This window comes from Coleofasciculaceae cyanobacterium (assembly GCA_036703275.1).
Taxonomy (GTDB): Bacteria; Cyanobacteriota; Cyanobacteriia; order Cyanobacteriales; family Xenococcaceae; genus Waterburya.
Window position 1 is genome coordinate 90975 of the sequence record DATNPK010000011.1, and the last position, 16717, is coordinate 107691.

Genomic DNA, 16717 nt, shown 5'->3' on the forward strand with positions numbered 1-16717 from the left:
ATTTATTGATAAGTATTTTCTTTTACACTTGAAATATAATCAATTAACATAAACTAAACTTACTCGAGATATTCACTATGGTCGCAGTACAGCCCCTCGTTTCCGAATTCACTATTATTGGTCGATTAGAAGATTTTGTGGTTGGTTCTAAAGCTCGCCTTAAATATCTGTATTTATCTACCCCAGAAGCAAACTATTCGATTGAAGTAGCTAAGTCACATAAAAGTGTCCTCAGTGACAGATTACTTGACCGCGGGGCTGATAGAGGGCGGAACCTGCCGATTTCTAATCCGCCAAAGCAGGAGTGCGGCTTGAGCGTGAATGCGCACCAAGACACAACCGAAGCAGGAGTGCAGCTTGACCGTGAAACCCCCACCCGTTGGTCTGCTGAAACCGTTGGTCAACATCTTCAACGTGGATGCTGGCTAGAAGTGACAGGAATGCGAAAGTATGAATTACACAAACAGCAAATTAAGTACAAAGCCTATAAAATAAAGTTACTTTCTGAATCAACTACTCCACATCGATTAAGTACCGCTACTAAACCGAAAGCCAAAGTATTAATTTGCCAAAGTTCAACCTGCTGGAAAAAAGGTGGAAAAGCAGCTTGTGAATTGTTACAGGCCCAATTGCAAGCTAAAGATATGATGGACAAAGTAGAAATTAAAACTACTGGTTGTTTGAAGCAATGTAAGCAAGCTCCTAATTTGGTCATAATGCCAGGGGGAATTCGAGCTAGTAGAGTGCAACCCAAACAAATATTTGAGTTAATCGCCAAACATTTGTGATGAGAGCGAATAAACAAACGTGAACACATAATAAACTTAGCCATTAAAGCTGTAGCGTTGAGGATAGTTAGTTTTGCCATAAATATTAAACGAAATAGTTGGTTCATCTCCTACAGATTCTAGTTTCTCAAGAAATTCACTACTTAGGCGATCGCTTCGAGAAACGGTTTTTTATCGCTTTTTTGCTCACCAGACTAGATTAAAACCAGGAGGATCGGCTCGATTATTTACCGACTGCTTTGTCAGTTATGGAAGATTTAGGATCTTGTTTGATTTTCTCGTACCAACTCATCAAAGGCGCAGCACTAACCCCATGAAGAATTATCGAAAATACCACCACTGTAAAGGTAATCCAGGCAATTTGCTCGGCGGCATCTCCCTTCAATCCTTCACCCAAGGCATAAGTCAAATAGTAAATTGAACCCAATCCGCGAATACCAAACCAACCCATTAGGCTGCGAGTTTTTTTGGGTAGATTTGCTCCTAAGGTACTAAGCCAAACTCCAACAGGGCGCACGAGGAAAAGTAACGCTCCTGCGATTAATAAAGATTGCCCTGCATATTTAAGCATGGGTTCAACCAACAAAATTGTGCCGAGAATTATAATTATGGCTACCTCTGAGAGTTTTTCAATCTGTTCGCTAAATTCTAACTGCTCTATCCGCTTCTCATGTTGACCATAATAACTGCGCTGTACTACCAAGCCTGCTACAAATACGGCTAAAAATCCATAACCATTGATTAATTCGGTTAGAGAGTAAGTTAATAAAATAATGCTTAAAGCTACAAAGTCTTCGAGAAGATCGTCGACTTGACGACGTTTTTGTAAATTGCGATCAATCCAGACAATTGCTTTTGCAACTATGATGCCCATGACAATACCTGCGATAATCGCCCACAGCAGATCGATCGCCACCCATTTTTTCAACCAGTTATTTAAGTTAGGATCTTTGAACCAGTAAATACCGAAATAGACAAAGGGAAACGCCAAAGCATCATTTAAACCGCCTTCAGACGTTAAAGCAAAACGTAACTCATCTTTATCGGTAACATGAGCTAACTGCACCTCTGAGGCTAATACGGGGTCAGTTGGAGCGAGAATTGCCCCCAACAACACCGCGGCACCCCAACCCATACCCAAAAGATAATGAGCGATCGCGGTCAAGGCTAAGATAGACATTGGCATTAATATGCCAATTAGCCTAATTGTAGATTGCCAAGCCCAAAGCTTAAGCGGACGATTTATTTTAAGTCCGCAGCTAAATACCGATACAATGACGGCAAACTCAGTTGCTCTTTCTAAAAACTCAGTCTCAGGTCTCATCTTAACTAAACCCAAGCCGTAAGAACCTAACAAAACACCAACAACCAAATAAATTAAGGCATAAGAAAGAGGAAGACGCTGAATCCAACCCGAACCTAATGTCACTGCCAGTAACAATAAGCCAATCACCAACAGGCTGAGTATATAATTATTCATGATTATTGTTTGATTTAAGCTGTTTCAACCTATCCCAAGATTACAAAAGATTGTATCAATCATTGGCTATATCTTAAGCTATACATAAAACAAATGATTAGTAAATCACCAAAAACCTAATTGCCAAAAGGTCAATCTTAAGGATGATGTTGAGCAGTGTTAAATGTTGGGTTAATAGATAGTTGAAATATTATTCAGTCTTATTGGATAAACTAATGTTGTTATTCTCAAAAATCGATTTACGTCGTATCTTTGCTGTCTGTTTAGTTTTAGTTACTTTATTTGTAGGTTCAGCCATAGGAATCGGTTATCAAGAACAGGCTTTTGCCGAGGTGCTAGAGCGAGATACGTTAGGCATATCAGGAGAAAAAGCGCTGAGCGATGAAGAATATGAATCAGCAAAAGCAAATCGCAACCAGTTACAGGCAGAATTATCAAAACAAGCTGATGACGAAAATGATTCTAAAAGTGTGGCGGAAAAACTCAACCTAGATGAGATTGTTCCTCCAGCGGTTAAAAAGACTTTGGATGATTAAGTATTAAAAACGGCTGAGAAATATATTTGTTTCTCAGCCGTTTTTACTATAATTTCAATCTATAAAGCTAACCTGGCACCCACACAGAAACCGAACCTGCTTGACAACTAAAATTTGCCCAGCCTTCTTCATTGGTAGTAATCGGCTCATCAATATGTTCAGTTAAATCGATATAAATTTGGTTGGGTTGACCCACTTCCATCCATTTAGTACCAGCGTCACCATTACTTAATACTACAGCTATTCCTCCTGGATGCAATTCATCACCTATTCTTGTCCAGCCAATACAGTTAGCATGGTCAAAATAATCATACTGCTCGCCGTAGGCATAGTCTTGGCGTGTCTGTAGGAATTTATCAATCAGCCACTGATGTGAGTCCATAAAAATTTCGTATTCCTGTCCATCTTTACCAGTATCTTTATAATGTGCGCCATAATAATCGGCATAAAAAACACAAGGATAACCGTCTCTTCTTAACAAGATTAAGGCATAGGCTAAAGGTTTGAACCAAGCTTCAACTACTGATTCTAAAGACTGTAAAGGCTGGGAATCATGGTTTTCGACTAAAGTTACAGCTAAAGCAGGTTGATCTTTGACTAACGTGCCGTCAAAAATGGAGCGCATATCGAAGTTGCTACCTGTTTTACTAGCTTCGGTAAAGTTGTAGTGTAAAGGCGCATCAAACAAAGCCACATCGCCACCGGTAACATCAATAAAATGATGCAGGGCTTCTATATTATTAGACCAATATTCCCCAACGGCAAATAAAGGCTTACCCGAATATTTTCTAACGTGATTTAACCATTCAGGAAAGAATCCTGCCTTGACGTGCTTAACGGCATCAAAGCGGAAACCATCAACATTAGTGGTGTCGATATACCATTCACCCCAGTATTTCAATTCACTTCTTACTTCTGGGTGTTCCATATCGAGATCGCAACCCATTAAGTAGGCAAACGAACCTTTTTCTAAATCTACCTGTTCGTCAAATTGTTTATCTTTGAATAAGTAAATTGCATCAGCATCTCCATCATAAACATTGTAATCAACAGCGTCGAAGTGCCACCAGTGCCACTCTAGGCTAGAATACTTTCCGTCGCGTCCAGGAAATGTAAAGTGTGTCCAGGTTTTCACTTTTTGGAGATCACCTATAGCCTGATGGCGATTATCAGGGTCAAAAGGAGTAGCTTCGACTTCCTCCTGTTTATCTGCACCAAGTTTGTGATTTAATACTACATCTGCATAGGTGCGTAGACCCGCTTCATGGGCAATTTTGAGTGCGTGGACATATTCTTCTTTGGTACCATATTTAGTTCTAACTGAACCTTTTTGGTCAAATTCTCCCAAGTCAAACATATCGTAAACGGCGTAACCAACATCACAACCACCGTCCGTAGCTTTATAAGCTGGAGGTAGCCAAAGGGAAGTAATACCAACTTTAGCTAAATCTGCTGCCTTGGAAGCCAATTCATTCCATAAATTGCCATTGGGTTCAATGTACCAGTGAAAGTACTGCATCATCACCCCATTAAACTCAGACATTTTACACTCCTGACCTTGAAAGCTAAATATTAATATGTAGATAAAGTTTTTGGCTCGAAAAAAGGTAGCGAATATATTAATATTGTTTAATTTTCAATCGAGCAATACGAATATACTACGCAAATTATGATAATGTAAATCAAACTTAAGATAGATTTAATATTAATTACTTTATACATACCGTTCTATTTCACAAGTATAAGGCAATTAATTGTTAGGAATTGTTGGGAGCTGTTAAACGTCTTATGGGAATAACTTGCACATCAAGATAAATCTCTTGTCCAATCTGTCGGGAAAGATCATCTTTAACCTGATTGATTTGTGGTTGAGAAATTGAATCAAGGGGTGCGGTGAGTTCTATATTTACCCTGATGTAGCCATTTGCAGGTATAACTTGAATTGAGCCGATATCTGTATTGGCAAAGGTATTAGTTTGATCGACAATAAAATTTTCAATTTGATGACGGACATTTTTTTTGACAATCAACTCCCGCATCGAAAGAGTTAGGGGGATACCCAACACGAACATTATTGCCGTAGATAATGCCAATCCTTTTTTGGCTCTATTAAGATTGCCATAAGATTGAAATAGAAATACTAGGCTGCCAAAAAAGACAATGCAAATTAAGTTGGTCAAAAATAATAGCAATGCACCAAAGGCAATACTTCTCTCACCTTGTGCTAGACCAATACCGACTACACTAAGAGGAGGAACTAAAGCAACGGCGATCGCCACTCCTGGCATAGCACTAGAAATACTGCGACGAGTATTAGCAAAAGCCCCTGCTGCCCCTGCTGCCATAGCAATACCGAAATCAATTAAAGTCGGCTTAACCCGAGACATAATTTCTGTGTCTACAGTTTGCAAATTAATAATTGTGGTGACAATCCAGGAAACTGCAATAGTAAGCAGAATGCCTTTGAGTACCGTAAAGCTAGAACGACGTAACAGCTTACGATTACCCATCGCTGTAGAATAAGCCATCCCGACAATTGGCCCCATTAAAGGGGCAACAATCATCGCCCCGATAATTACCGCAGCACTATTAGCCAGCAATCCTAAAGTGGCAATAATCGTCGATAAACCCAGCATGAAATGAAAGCTAAAGGAGGGGACAGACAACCGCCAAATACTGCGATTTAAACTGGCAATGGGTATTGGCTTTTCTTTTAGCCAGTGCCAGTTGCCACTATCCTGTTCCCAAATTTTTCTTAGATTAAGCTGACGATTAATTTTGCGCAGTAAATATTTAACGCGGACAAAGTATCGAGGATTATAGGTAAGCAGAACTGTCATAAAAATTATTCATAAAGCGATAAATTTAAGAACAAATAGTTAGTTAGATCGAGCATTAATCAAAATTAACCTCATCATTTGCTAAACAACCAATATTTCAATCATCCTGGAGATATATTCGCTGATTTAGCAATTTATAAAGATAAAGTTATGATTGCGATTCGCTCTTTTCTAGATTTTCCTGTAGGATATTGAGGACAACCTGGGGATCGATTGCCTGCTGCATCATCTGCGCCTCTAAATCATCACGATCGCGTATATCAGGAAGATCTGCCCGTAATTCTTCAATTAGTTCAATTAGTTTGCCAATCTTTTGTTCGGTTAGCAGATTAATTTGTAGAGTTAAATGCGATCGCTGTTCGGCAAGTTTATCCTGACGGCTTTGCTGTACTAATACTCCAGTGGCAATCAGTAAGGCAGCAACATCTATTCCCATTTCTCTCGCATCAAAGGGTGGTAATCCGAAGGGTAATAGCTGCGGTGCTAAATGAGTGCAGATAATCCAGCCTACAAAGAACAACAATTGCAGATATAAAAACTTGGATTTACCAAAAAAAGCAGCTATTTTTTCGATCGCGCGATCGTGTAGCGGTAGTTTTTCTGCTTGTTTTGCCTGAAATCCAATGATTGCCTCAATGTTTTTAACTACTTGTTCTGACAAGGGATATTTTTGACCGTTAATGTAAACAGACTTGGCTGAAGACGGAACTATAGAAAATGATTTATCTAGCGAAACCATATACTCAACATTGCAATAAAGATTATCTAAATTTTAATCTGCTTATTGTTTTTAAGATTTTTGGCGTTGGTGAATCAAGGCATGATTTTTAATTGTAGGGGCGAACGGGCGTTCGCTTAATTGAGCAATCACTTTGCAAAGTCTTGACATCCAGCGACGCATTCTCCTATTTCATTGAACTCCATCGTTTTTCCGCTTAAAGGAAGATATACAGGCATATCGGCTGTTTGAATAAATTGGTCGGTTTTCGTGCCTAAAATAACCATTCCGCCTTTGGTAGCTGCTTCGTTGGCATGAGAGGCGATTACTGAAGTAGGTTGAATTAATTCATTGACTACATACCCTGCTTCATCTGGACCAGTTGTAAAAGTATCGCCAATGTTAATTACTGCTAATTGAGCATTATATTGATCGCGCACCACGGTTTTTTGTTCGGCGGTAACTCCAGTATCACCTGATAAATATACTACCAACCCATTGCTAAATGTAAGTATATAGCCTGTTGGCGGACCGACATAGGCAGTAAGACCAGCAGCTTTGAGATGTTCCCCCAACTCGCCTTCAATAAACTCACCACTCAATCCATTCGAGTGAACTGCGGGTACGGTGGTGATTTTTACCCCAGCTACATTGCTAGAACCACCAAAGCGGACAAGCTGCACCGACTCAGGATCGCCGCCTGAAGTTTCAATCTTGTTGGCTAAAAAACTATTAATTTCACTACCGACGACGATTTGCGCTTTTTTAGTTACGGCAATATCGACGGTATTAGAGTTAGGGGTAGTATTTACGTTAGTTTCTGGTCGATCGCATTTACCCATATTTACTGTCGAGATACGGCGATCGCCTAAATGATCTCCATGAACATGACTTAGTAAAACCACATCGATGTTGCCAAGACGTTCATCTTCTCCACCAGCAACGGTTTGCCCAGCGTCGTAGAGGAGGCGCGTTCCATTGGGATCTTCAAAGATCAATGCGCGATCGCGGCTGCAAAATTCGCCATCATGACTACCTAGTGGAGTAATTTTTACTTCAGAAGCATGACTAGCCGAAGCGGTTAAAAAAGCGATCGCCAAGGTAATTACCCCTGAAAAGCATTTTTGCATGATAATCGAGAAGATTTGTTCAATCAATATTGTAGAGTATGTTTTAATCGTCTCATATCAAATCATAAGTATTGACGTAAATTTAGCAACGTCCAAAGATGGTTTCGGGTTGGTTTGATTGAGATACTGATAGGGAAAGTATTCAAGAAGTTTGATATCCCAAAGACCTTTGATTTGATAGGTAATACCGCGCCATTCTACTTGTCGGGTTAACATAGTCTGCCAAAGTGCGCTCGCTAAAACTAACTGGGTTGCGGGGATAGCTAACATGAGTTTTCCCAAAGCGATCGCTGACATTTGAGGCAGTACTTCTTGGCGCATCATTAATTTTCGTCGCCCTGCTCGTTTTTAAATGCCAATAAGGATCGCTAATATGACGATATAAGTACCTAAACTGCCTCCCCGTACAAATTGTCGATCTTGTAGCTCATGGTAAATCAAACAAACAAATAGCCCGTAAATTAAAAATTAGCGAGTGGACGGTATCGACTCATTTACGACGTATTTTTATCAAACTGGGGGTTGATAGTCGTGCGGCAATAGTCTATCGATTGCAAAAATTTTTAGTATATAGATAATAAAAGATCGCTATTTTGCCAATAAACCAGCATATTATTGATATTTTTGTCAAAAACCAGCTAAAAAAAGTATTATTTTTAGCTCGAATAGTGTAGTAATTTAAGTAGTTTATTAAGATTTTTTCAAGGTGTTGCTGATTTAAAGAGCGATCGCTCTGATTGAGAATCAAGTCACGATCTTTGAGGGCGATCGTCATTATTTCCCTCAGAAAATATAGTCTCTAGCAAGAGCAAACCTGCGATTATCTGACTATTCTGCTGGTCAGACAGTGAATTAAGCTTTTGCTCAATGGAAGCCAAGAGAGCTTGATACACCTGTTGCTGATATTTACCACCTGCTGAGGTCAGAGATAATAGTATGCTCCTGCGTTCTTGAGGATCGTTGACTCGCAGAACCAAACCTTGCTGTACTAAGCGTTCGATCGCTTCAGACATAGTCGATCGCGTTACATCTAAATGTTTAGCAACTTTAGATAAAGAAGATTTTGGATAATGGTTCAAAAAATACAAAATTCGCAGTTGAGATAAAGATAATCGAGGTTCGCCATACTGTCGCACTTCATCGCGCAAAAAGTGAGTTATCTCAGGGATAACTTGCAAGATTTTGCTAGCGCATTGTTGTGCAGTATCTGCTGCGGTTTTAGCCGAGGGTAACGAAGAAGAATTGCTTTTTATCATAACTTTCAAATTTAACTAAATTGAACACTTTGTGTTGCTTATATATTCCCAAATCTAACTATAGGTTGATTTTTACTTCTGATAGCTCAGGCAATACTTTTATTGACTACAATCATAAAATAGTTAGGTGTCCAAACAATTAGATTGTTGCTTATTTAACTCTTACTTAGCCAACCTTGTTTGTTGAGCCTATTCTTGAACTTTCCAGTCAAAAATCGATTCAACCAATGCAGTCAAACTCCTCCCGCTATTCGCCAAAATCTGAAGAGACACTTCAGCCTAAAGTTACTAAAGAACAAACAAAGCACGATTATCCTGTTCAAAATGGTAAAACTTCTACTCCTCCCAAGCCCAAGCAACCCTGGCAGATAGTGCTGGGATTGATTCTGTTATTATTACTGGGATATGGAGGATGGCGATGGTGGCAAAGTAGCCAAGCCAATAACGAGTCTCCTCAAGCGACTCAAGTTCAAGCTGCACCTGTAGGCTTAAAAACACTACAATCCTCTCCCATACAGGAAACCTCTCAATTTATTGGTAGTTTGACATCTCGCCAGTCGGTAACGATTAGCCCAGAGATTGAAGGCAGGGTCAGCAACATTTATGTCTCAGAAGGGGATGAGGTGCAGGCTGGACAGCCTTTAGTACAGCTTAGACCCAATCGTCAAACGGCAGAGTTAAGTGGCTTGCAAGCAGCCCTCAATTCCGCCCAGGCTGCAAGAGCTAACGCCCAAGCACAACTACAATCGGCACAGTCCGAGCGAGCGGCAGCAGCGGCAGAAGTAGAACTACAAAACGAGCAGTATCAACGTCGTCAATTTTTGGTTGAAGAAGGGGCATTATCGCAAGAAGAACTAGATTTAGTCCAACGCGATCGCCTTGGCGCTGTGGCTCAACTCAATTCCTTTGATGACCAAATTGAAGCAGCCCGTGCCAATCTTAACCAAGCTGAGGCAGCAGTAGCAGAAGCCGAGGCTAATGTGGAAGTTTCTGAAGACCAACTGCAAGACACCAATATAGCTGCCCCGTTTGCTGGCGAGGTAGGCAATATTATCGTCAAACTAGGAGAATATGTTGCTCCTGGCAATCCATTGACCAGCGTGACCCAAAACGACCCTTTAGAATTAGAATTGGCAATTCCAGTACAGCGTCGCGCCGATCTCCGTACTGGTTTACCAGTCGAACTCGAAGATACGCAAGGAAATTCTCTGGGCAGGGGAAGTATTACTTTTGTATCACCTCAGGTAAATGCCAATAGCCAAACAATATTAACCCAGGCTCAATTTTCCAATCCCGACGGTCAGTTGCGCGATAGTCAGGATGTACGCGCACGGGTGATTTGGTCTGAGAGACAGGGAGTTTTAGTGCCTACAACTGCCGTTAACCGCATTGGAGGACAGGCTTTTGTTTATGTAGCTCAAAAACCAGAGAATACAGAAGCAAGATCTCAAGGTCAAACTCAAGGACAAACTCAGAACCAGCCTGAATTAGTTGCCCGACAAGTTCCCGTAGAATTAGGAGAAATTCAAAATAACAGCTATCCAGTTTTAGAAGGACTTCAGCCAGGCGATCGCGTCGTCGTATCGGGAATTCTTAATCTTTCTAATGGTGCGCCGATTCAACCCCAAGCCGAAGACCAGCTTCAGATTCAACAAGGCAGTAAATAGTAACTAATAAGTAAATTAACTTCTGACTTTTGACTTTTGCCCCTCCGCCCCCTCCGCCTTCTAAATTATGTTCTCATCCTTCTTTATCAAGCGACCTATCTTAACTAGTGTTTGCGCTTTACTAATCCTATTGTTAGGTGCGGTGAGTATTCCTACACTGCCGATCGCCCAGTATCCTGAGATCGCTCCTCCCCAGGTTACGGTTTCGGCTAACTATATTGGGGCTAGTGCCAACGTAGTCGAAAATACGGTAACAAATGTACTGGAACGAGAAATTAACGGGGTCGAGGCATCGCGCTATATTTCCTCAACCAGCAGTAGCGGTAGCAGCAGTATTAATATTACCTTCGATCCCTCTAGAGATGCTGACTTAGCAGCGGTTGACGTACAAAATCGGGTTTCAATCGCCGAGGGACGGCTACCCGAAACAGTTCAGCGCACTGGGGTAACGGTACAGCGAGAAAGTGCGGGCTTTTTGATGGCGATCGGAATTTATGCAGAAGGCGATCGCTATAGTCCTCTGTTTCTGAGTAACTACGCCGATATTTCCATGGCAGAGGCACTACAACGAGTCAACGGGGTGGGGAACGTCCAAATTTTTGGCGAACGTCGTTACGCGATGCGGTTGTGGTTGAACCCTAATTTACTGGCAAGTCGCAATCTAACCCCTCAAGATGTGGTGGATGCCATTAACGAACAGAATGTCCAGGCAGCAGTTGGTGGATTGGGACAACAGCCCTCTTCTGATGACTTGCTCTATCAAATCGAGCTAGAAGCCAATACTCGCTTAACTAACGTAGAAGAGTTTGAAAATATTGTCGTTAGTTCGGAAGAAGATGACGCGCTGATTAAGGTCAAAGATATCGGTCGAGTCGAGTTGGGGGCGCAAGACTATAGTACCTTCTTAAGATTTAACGGACAGGAAGGGATTGGTTTGGGGATTTCTCAGCTTCCAGGCAGTAATGCTTTAGAAGTCGCCAGTGCGATTAAAGAGGAATTAGCTCGTTTAGCGGAAAGTTTTCCTCCAGGAATTAAATATCAGATTGCTTTTGATTCGACTGCTTTTGTGAATGAATCTCTTTCGGAGGTAGTTTTCACCTTAGTGCAAGCGATATTGCTGGTAATCTTAATTATTTTTATCTTTTTGCAAGATTGGCGCACCACAATTATTCCCGTTTTAACCATTCCCACCTCTTTAATCGGCACGTTTATTTTTGTCAAAGCGTTTGGTTTTTCTCTCAATACCCTGACGCTATTTGGATTAACTCTAGCAACGGGGATCGTGGTAGATGATGCCATTATTGTCGTGGAAAATATCAGCCGACTGATTGAAGAGGGGGAGAGTCCTGGCAAAGCTGCGATCGCTTCTATGGAAGAGCTTTCTGGTGCAGTCATTGCGACTTCTTTAGTCTTAATGGCGGTATTTATTCCCGTGGCATTCTTTCCAGGGGCGACAGGAGCAATTTACCGTCAATTTGCTTTGACTTTAGCATTTTCCATTGCCGTTTCTACTTTTCTAGCACTTACCCTCGCTCCTGCTGTCTCGGCACTGTTGCTGCGTAAAGAAAATCAGCCCCCCCGTTGGCTAAACTGGTTTTTTACTCGATTCAACCGCTTTTTAGATTGGGTACGGCGCAAGTATCGCGGTTTGTTAGAGAAATTAACTCATCTCAAAAGTATTGCGATCGGTATATTTGTCCTGTTATTAGGATTGACTATCTTCCTCTATAACCAAGTTCCTAGCGGATTTCTCCCTGAAGAAGACCAAGGATACTTTATTACTATCGCTCAAGGACCTCCTGGGGTGTCTCTCGACTATACCAGACAGGTGTTAAAAAAAGCGGAAGCGGATATGTTAGAACTGCCAGAAGTCGAGGCTGTGTTTACCATTGGTGGCTTCAGTTTTGGGGGTGGCGGTGCTAATAGTGGCTTGATGTTTACCAATCTCAAACCTTGGTCGGAACGAACAGAAGCTAACCAGTCAGCCCAGGCAATTATTGGCAGATTAAGACAGCAGTTTGCTGCAATCCCAGAAGCGAGAATCTTACCTAACAACCCGCCAGCAATTCGCGGACTCGGCTCTTTTGGTGGATTTACGCTCCACCTGCAAGAACTTAACTCTGGAGGAGATATTAATAATCTCGTTGATGTATCGAATCAATTTATCCAGCAAGCAAATGGGCAACCAGAGCTAAATTCGGTCTACACTACTTTTACCGCTAATACTCCTCGCTATGAGGTAAGTATCAATCGCGACGCAGCGGAGGCACTTCAGGTAAATATTGATGATATTCTCTCTACATTGGGCATTGCTCTAGGTTCTAGCTACGTTAATGACTTTACCCTACAACAGCGCAACTATCGAGTTTACGTCCAAGCAGACCAACAGTTTCGCGCTCGACCAGATGATGTCAGACAACTGTACGTTCGCTCTGCCAATGATGAGATGATTTCTCTGGCTAATTTAGTTACCCTAACTCCCACCTCTGGACCTTCTACCATTCCCCATTTTAATTTATTCCGAGCGATTGAAATTTCGGGTTCGGCAGCAGAAGGCTATAGTTCTGGAGAAGCAATTTCTACCATTGGCGAGTTGTCCGAAGAAGTCTTACCATCGGGCTATGATTATGCCTGGTCGGGAACGGCATTAGAAGAACTTAGTTCAAGCGGTCAAGCACCAATAATCTTTGGACTGGGGTTAGTGATGGTATTTCTGGTACTAGCTGCCCAATACGAAAATTATTTCGACCCGCTGATTATTATGATGGCAGTACCCCTAGCAGTGTTGGGAGCATTGCTAGCCCTATCTCTAAGAGGATTAGAAAATGATATTTACGGTCAGATCGGTTTGGTAATGTTAATCGGTTTGGCAAGTAAAAATGCGATTCTAATTGTCGAATTTGCCAACCAACTGCGAGAACAGGGGTATTCCACTGTCAAAGCTGCTGTAGAAGCTTCCGAACAACGCTTGCGTCCCATCCTGATGACCGCATTCTCTACCATCGTCGGTCTATTTCCTCTGGCGATCGCATCTGGGGCGGGTGCTGCTTCCCGTCAATCTTTGGGAACTGTAGTAATTGGCGGGATGCTTGTCGCTACTTTCCTCAGCTTACTGATCGTTCCCGTACTGTATATCGTAATTTCTGGCGTGAGCGATCGCGTTGCTAAACATCTACCTTCTCCTCCTACCGATCGACAAACCAAAAACGGCAAACGAGATGTAGCTCTTACTAGTTCTATAGAAGCAAATAATTCAAGGCAATAGGGCATAGGCGTTTATTGAAGCTAATAGCTAATAGCTGGGGCGAAGCTGCTCATGATTAGCGAACTATTCGCAGAATCTTATCTTGCTCTGGCGGGCAGCTTCCTCGACCGTCGCAGTTACTGGTTGTAATATATAGTTCTCCCTCAGGAGATGCGATCGCTTCTCTCAGCCTACCTAATTCATCTTGTAAATATACTTCATGTGACTGAATCGAGCCGACCGACTGAGAATCGAAAACAACGCGGTGTAAATGTTGAGAACCGAGAGTAGCAATGATCAAACTACCTTGCCACTCGGGAATAGCATCACCAGTATAAATAGCTGCACCCCCTGGCGGTACTGCTTCACGCCAAACCAGAGAAGGAGTTACCGCATCTTTCTCTGCCTGACAGTTTTCAGTTGTGGGCCAACCCAGGTTATCCCCTGCCTGGGCAACCAGAACCTTATCTTCACCCCTTCTGCCCAATTCTCCGCTAGGGCCGTGGTCGGTAACTACTAAAGTAGATTCATTGAGCCAATCAAATCCTTGAGTGTTGCGAATGCCGATAATGAAGGCTGGATTATCGGGAAAAGGATTATCTTGTGGTACTTGTCCATCTGGTGTCAAGCGCAAAATTTTTCCCGCCAGGCTATCGATATTCTGAGCAGTTTCTGGATTTCTCGCATCCCCCGTACCAATATAAAGCATTCCATCAGGACCAAAGCGCAGACGACCGCCATTGTGATAAACTGCCACGGGAATATCATCAATAATTATTCCCTTTGGAGTTGCGCTAAGCTCATCTTGGGATAGTTGCCATCGCTCGACGCGGTTGACCTCCGCACCGTTGTTATTAACAGTGTAATAGACATAAAAAAGCCGATTATCGGCAAAATCTGGATGGGCTGCAATGCCCAGTAAACCCCCCTCACCACTGTCTGTAACGCCAATGGTAGCTATTGGCGAGGATTGAAGTTCGCCGTCTCGTACTAGCCTAATTCGTCCCGCTCTTTCGGTTACCAGCATATCTCCATCGGGTAAAAAAGCAATTCCCCAAGGTACTTCCAAACCCGTTACTACCTCTTCCACCTGTATGTTTACCGTTCCTGTGGCACCAAAACCCTCTTCAACTAAAGTACATTCGCGATCGCTTTGGCTGGTTGGTTGTTGTGCCGTCGTTTCCTGAGCCTTGGAAGTTGCTTGTTCGGCAGGAGTAAAGGTGCAGGAGGTAAGCCCTACCAAGATTGTCGTTAGGAGTAGCGTTTTGTTAGGAAAAATATTAGTAAACTTCATGTTTATCTCTAAATCATTAAAATTGTCTGGTGATTTTGGCGAGAAAATAATCAGCTAAGGTCTGGTTGAATATTTAATTTTTCAATAAAAACTTTTAAATAGCGATCATAAAAATCAAACGTGACAGAAAAATGACAGAAAAAAATTGATTTAGCTAGTAAATCTTTTGACCGCAGTAGGCGGAGTAACGTTCACTAGATATTGTTATTGTGCAAAAAATATTGTGCAAAAAAGTCGTCACTTTTTGGTCATCTTTAAATTTCAGGCTGAGTATAAATTCAACAGGAATTGAAAATCTATTGAAAATATGAGTTTTTTAAAACAACCGATAACCTATGGAGCGATCGCTCTAATGTCACTAATTTCTCTTAGCTGCACAGAATTCGAGCAAGCTCAACAGCCAGCAACAACTCCTCCACCGCCTTCTACGACTCCAACTGTATCCGAAGTAAACCGTTTACTGTCTACGAAAGAATGTTCCAGATGCGATCTAAGCGGTCAAAATTTGGTAGAAGCAGATTTAGAAGATGCCATTCTAACAGAGGCTGATTTAAGCAATGCTATACTGAGCGACGCTGATCTAGAAAACGCCAATTTAACAGGAGCAAATTTAAGTGGTGCTAATCTACAAGATGCAGACTTAGATAATGCCATTCTTAATAATACTGACCTGAGTGAAGCTAATTTACAAGCAGCAAGCCTTGAAGGAGTAGATTTGACGCAAGTAAATTTAACCAAAACTAATTTGCGAGAAGCAAACATTGACGACGCTAACTTAGCCGAAGCAGAATTTGACGAAACCATTATGCCAGATGGTATTATTCGTAATTTGGAATAGTTTTACCCAGTAGCAATTTGTTTGAGCCAATGTGCCTTACCATTGTCTATTTACTTGTTAACGCGAGTTCGGGCTAAAAAAGAAAGCTTAGTATAATATCTGAAACTATGAATACCCTAAAAATCGTCAAACAATGTGTAGAAACATCCGATTCTAGACTCGATCTGTGGATTAGTCTGGTCAAATCCTCTAAGGTCAAAAGCATGGCGGAAGTAGGGGTTTATAAAGGAGATTTTGCCTATCAACTGCTTCAATGGTGTGATTCAATAGAAAAATATTATATGATTGACCCCTGGCGACACTTAAAGAATTGGAATAAACCCGCAAATAAGAATAACAATACTTTTGAGCAATTTTTCTTAGAAGCAACCGAAAAAACTAGTTTTGCAGCCGATAAAACAGTCATATTACGTGGCAAAACAGCCGAGGTAGTTGAAAAAATACCCAGTAGGGCGCTTGACTTGGCCTATATTGATGGTGACCATACCTTAAAAGGAATTACGATTGATTTAATCCGCTTGTTTGACAAAATTCGGGTTGGGGGATGGATAGGAGGAGATGACTTTAGTAGCTCAATTTGGCAACACACCCCAAATTATGAGCCTACTTTAGTTTTTCCCTTTGCCGTGTATTTTGCTGAAGCTGTAGGCGCTACGATATACGCCTTACCTTATTCACAGTTTTTAATTGAAAAAAACGAAGTTGAATCATTTTCCTTTATAGATTTAACAGGCAAATATAATCACTTAGAGCTTAAAAGCCAATTCAATCCTTGGAAAATTTTCAAAATCAAAATGATGGATATATCTTCTTTCATTAAATCAAAATAATAAATATATCTTTCTTCATTAACCAAAAACTTAACCTAAACGGTAATTATGCCAGAGAGTAATATTCTCAATTGGCAATAGTTTGACACAGTAGCT

The 16717-nt window shown here is 41.4% G+C and carries 14 protein-coding genes; 6 read left to right on the forward strand and 8 right to left on the reverse strand.

Features of this window, described 5'->3' with window-relative positions; all coding sequences use genetic code 11:
* Positions 1-77: 77 nt before the first annotated feature.
* Entirely contained in the window at positions 78-788 is a 711-nt protein-coding gene (locus tag V6C71_01475; GenBank protein ID HEY9767160.1) for a (2Fe-2S) ferredoxin domain-containing protein, read from the forward strand.
* Positions 789-1011: 223 nt separating this feature from the next.
* Here V6C71_01475 and V6C71_01480 read toward each other — a convergent pair whose 3' ends face one another.
* Positions 1012-2268, reverse strand: a complete 1257-nt coding sequence (locus tag V6C71_01480) for a sodium:proton antiporter (GenBank protein HEY9767161.1) — start codon at positions 2266-2268, stop codon at positions 1012-1014.
* Between the two features lie 215 nt (positions 2269-2483).
* Between V6C71_01480 and V6C71_01485 the strand changes: the two genes are divergently transcribed.
* Positions 2484-2804, forward strand: coding sequence for a hypothetical protein (locus tag V6C71_01485; protein HEY9767162.1), 321 nt, complete (start codon positions 2484-2486; stop codon positions 2802-2804).
* A gap of 67 nt (positions 2805-2871) precedes the next feature.
* On the opposite strand, the gene V6C71_01490 is transcribed toward V6C71_01485, so the two are convergent.
* From V6C71_01490 to V6C71_01515, 6 genes are all read right to left on the reverse strand, one after another.
* The gene (locus tag V6C71_01490; GenBank protein ID HEY9767163.1) at positions 2872-4347 is read right to left on the reverse strand and encodes an alpha-amylase; all 1476 of its coding nucleotides are present in this window, start codon (positions 4345-4347) and stop codon (positions 2872-2874) included.
* A 214-nt stretch (positions 4348-4561) separates the two neighbouring features.
* Entirely contained in the window at positions 4562-5644 is a 1083-nt protein-coding gene (locus V6C71_01495; protein HEY9767164.1) for a TIGR00341 family protein, read from the reverse strand.
* 148 nt (positions 5645-5792) lie between these two features.
* Positions 5793-6383, reverse strand: coding sequence for a DUF1003 domain-containing protein (locus V6C71_01500; GenBank protein HEY9767165.1), 591 nt, complete (start codon positions 6381-6383; stop codon positions 5793-5795).
* Between the two features lie 128 nt (positions 6384-6511).
* A complete protein-coding gene (locus tag V6C71_01505; protein HEY9767166.1) occupies positions 6512-7519 on the reverse strand; it encodes an MBL fold metallo-hydrolase in 1008 nt (335 codons plus the stop codon).
* 30 nt (positions 7520-7549) lie between these two features.
* On the reverse strand, positions 7550-7816 hold the full coding sequence (locus V6C71_01510) for a hypothetical protein (GenBank protein HEY9767167.1): 267 nt from the start codon (positions 7814-7816) through the stop codon (positions 7550-7552).
* Between the two features lie 425 nt (positions 7817-8241).
* Positions 8242-8748, reverse strand: coding sequence for a MarR family transcriptional regulator (locus tag V6C71_01515; GenBank protein HEY9767168.1), 507 nt, complete (start codon positions 8746-8748; stop codon positions 8242-8244).
* Between the two features lie 227 nt (positions 8749-8975).
* Here V6C71_01515 and V6C71_01520 point away from each other — a divergent pair, with 227 nt between their 5' ends.
* Positions 8976-10415 carry an efflux RND transporter periplasmic adaptor subunit gene (locus V6C71_01520; protein ID HEY9767169.1) on the forward strand — a complete coding sequence of 480 codons (1440 nt, stop codon included), beginning with the start codon at positions 8976-8978 and terminating at the stop codon, positions 10413-10415.
* A gap of 67 nt (positions 10416-10482) precedes the next feature.
* On the forward strand, positions 10483-13680 hold the full coding sequence (locus V6C71_01525) for an efflux RND transporter permease subunit (protein ID HEY9767170.1): 3198 nt from the start codon (positions 10483-10485) through the stop codon (positions 13678-13680).
* 55 nt (positions 13681-13735) lie between these two features.
* Here the strand turns inward: V6C71_01525 and V6C71_01530 are convergent, their stop codons facing one another.
* The gene (locus tag V6C71_01530; protein ID HEY9767171.1) at positions 13736-14953 is read right to left on the reverse strand and encodes a PQQ-dependent sugar dehydrogenase; all 1218 of its coding nucleotides are present in this window, start codon (positions 14951-14953) and stop codon (positions 13736-13738) included.
* Positions 14954-15260: 307 nt separating this feature from the next.
* Between V6C71_01530 and V6C71_01535 the strand changes: the two genes are divergently transcribed.
* Complete coding sequence (locus V6C71_01535; protein HEY9767172.1) at positions 15261-15791, forward strand: pentapeptide repeat-containing protein; 531 nt, start codon at positions 15261-15263, stop codon at positions 15789-15791.
* A 107-nt stretch (positions 15792-15898) separates the two neighbouring features.
* On the forward strand, positions 15899-16621 hold the full coding sequence (locus V6C71_01540; protein ID HEY9767173.1) for a class I SAM-dependent methyltransferase: 723 nt from the start codon (positions 15899-15901) through the stop codon (positions 16619-16621).
* The last annotated feature ends 96 nt before the right edge of the window (positions 16622-16717 follow it).

Bases quoted from the DNA above. Each gene is read 5' to 3' on its own strand.
- V6C71_01490 (HEY9767163.1), bottom strand. From the start codon at position 4,347: ATGTCTGAGTTTAATGGGGTGATGATGCAGTACTTTCACTGGTACATT.
- V6C71_01530 (HEY9767171.1), bottom strand. From the start codon at position 14,953: ATGAAGTTTACTAATATTTTTCCTAACAAAACGCTACTCCTAACGACA.
- V6C71_01525 (HEY9767170.1), top strand. From the start codon at position 10,483: ATGTTCTCATCCTTCTTTATCAAGCGACCTATCTTAACTAGTGTTTGC.
- V6C71_01520 (HEY9767169.1), top strand. From the start codon at position 8,976: ATGCAGTCAAACTCCTCCCGCTATTCGCCAAAATCTGAAGAGACACTT.
- V6C71_01515 (HEY9767168.1), bottom strand. From the start codon at position 8,748: ATGATAAAAAGCAATTCTTCTTCGTTACCCTCGGCTAAAACCGCAGCA.
- V6C71_01475 (HEY9767160.1), top strand. From the start codon at position 78: ATGGTCGCAGTACAGCCCCTCGTTTCCGAATTCACTATTATTGGTCGA.
- V6C71_01535 (HEY9767172.1), top strand. From the start codon at position 15,261: ATGAGTTTTTTAAAACAACCGATAACCTATGGAGCGATCGCTCTAATG.
- V6C71_01480 (HEY9767161.1), bottom strand. From the start codon at position 2,268: ATGAATAATTATATACTCAGCCTGTTGGTGATTGGCTTATTGTTACTG.
- V6C71_01500 (HEY9767165.1), bottom strand. From the start codon at position 6,383: ATGGTTTCGCTAGATAAATCATTTTCTATAGTTCCGTCTTCAGCCAAG.
- V6C71_01485 (HEY9767162.1), top strand. From the start codon at position 2,484: ATGTTGTTATTCTCAAAAATCGATTTACGTCGTATCTTTGCTGTCTGT.
- V6C71_01540 (HEY9767173.1), top strand. From the start codon at position 15,899: ATGAATACCCTAAAAATCGTCAAACAATGTGTAGAAACATCCGATTCT.
- V6C71_01510 (HEY9767167.1), bottom strand. From the start codon at position 7,816: ATGATGCGCCAAGAAGTACTGCCTCAAATGTCAGCGATCGCTTTGGGA.
- V6C71_01495 (HEY9767164.1), bottom strand. From the start codon at position 5,644: ATGACAGTTCTGCTTACCTATAATCCTCGATACTTTGTCCGCGTTAAA.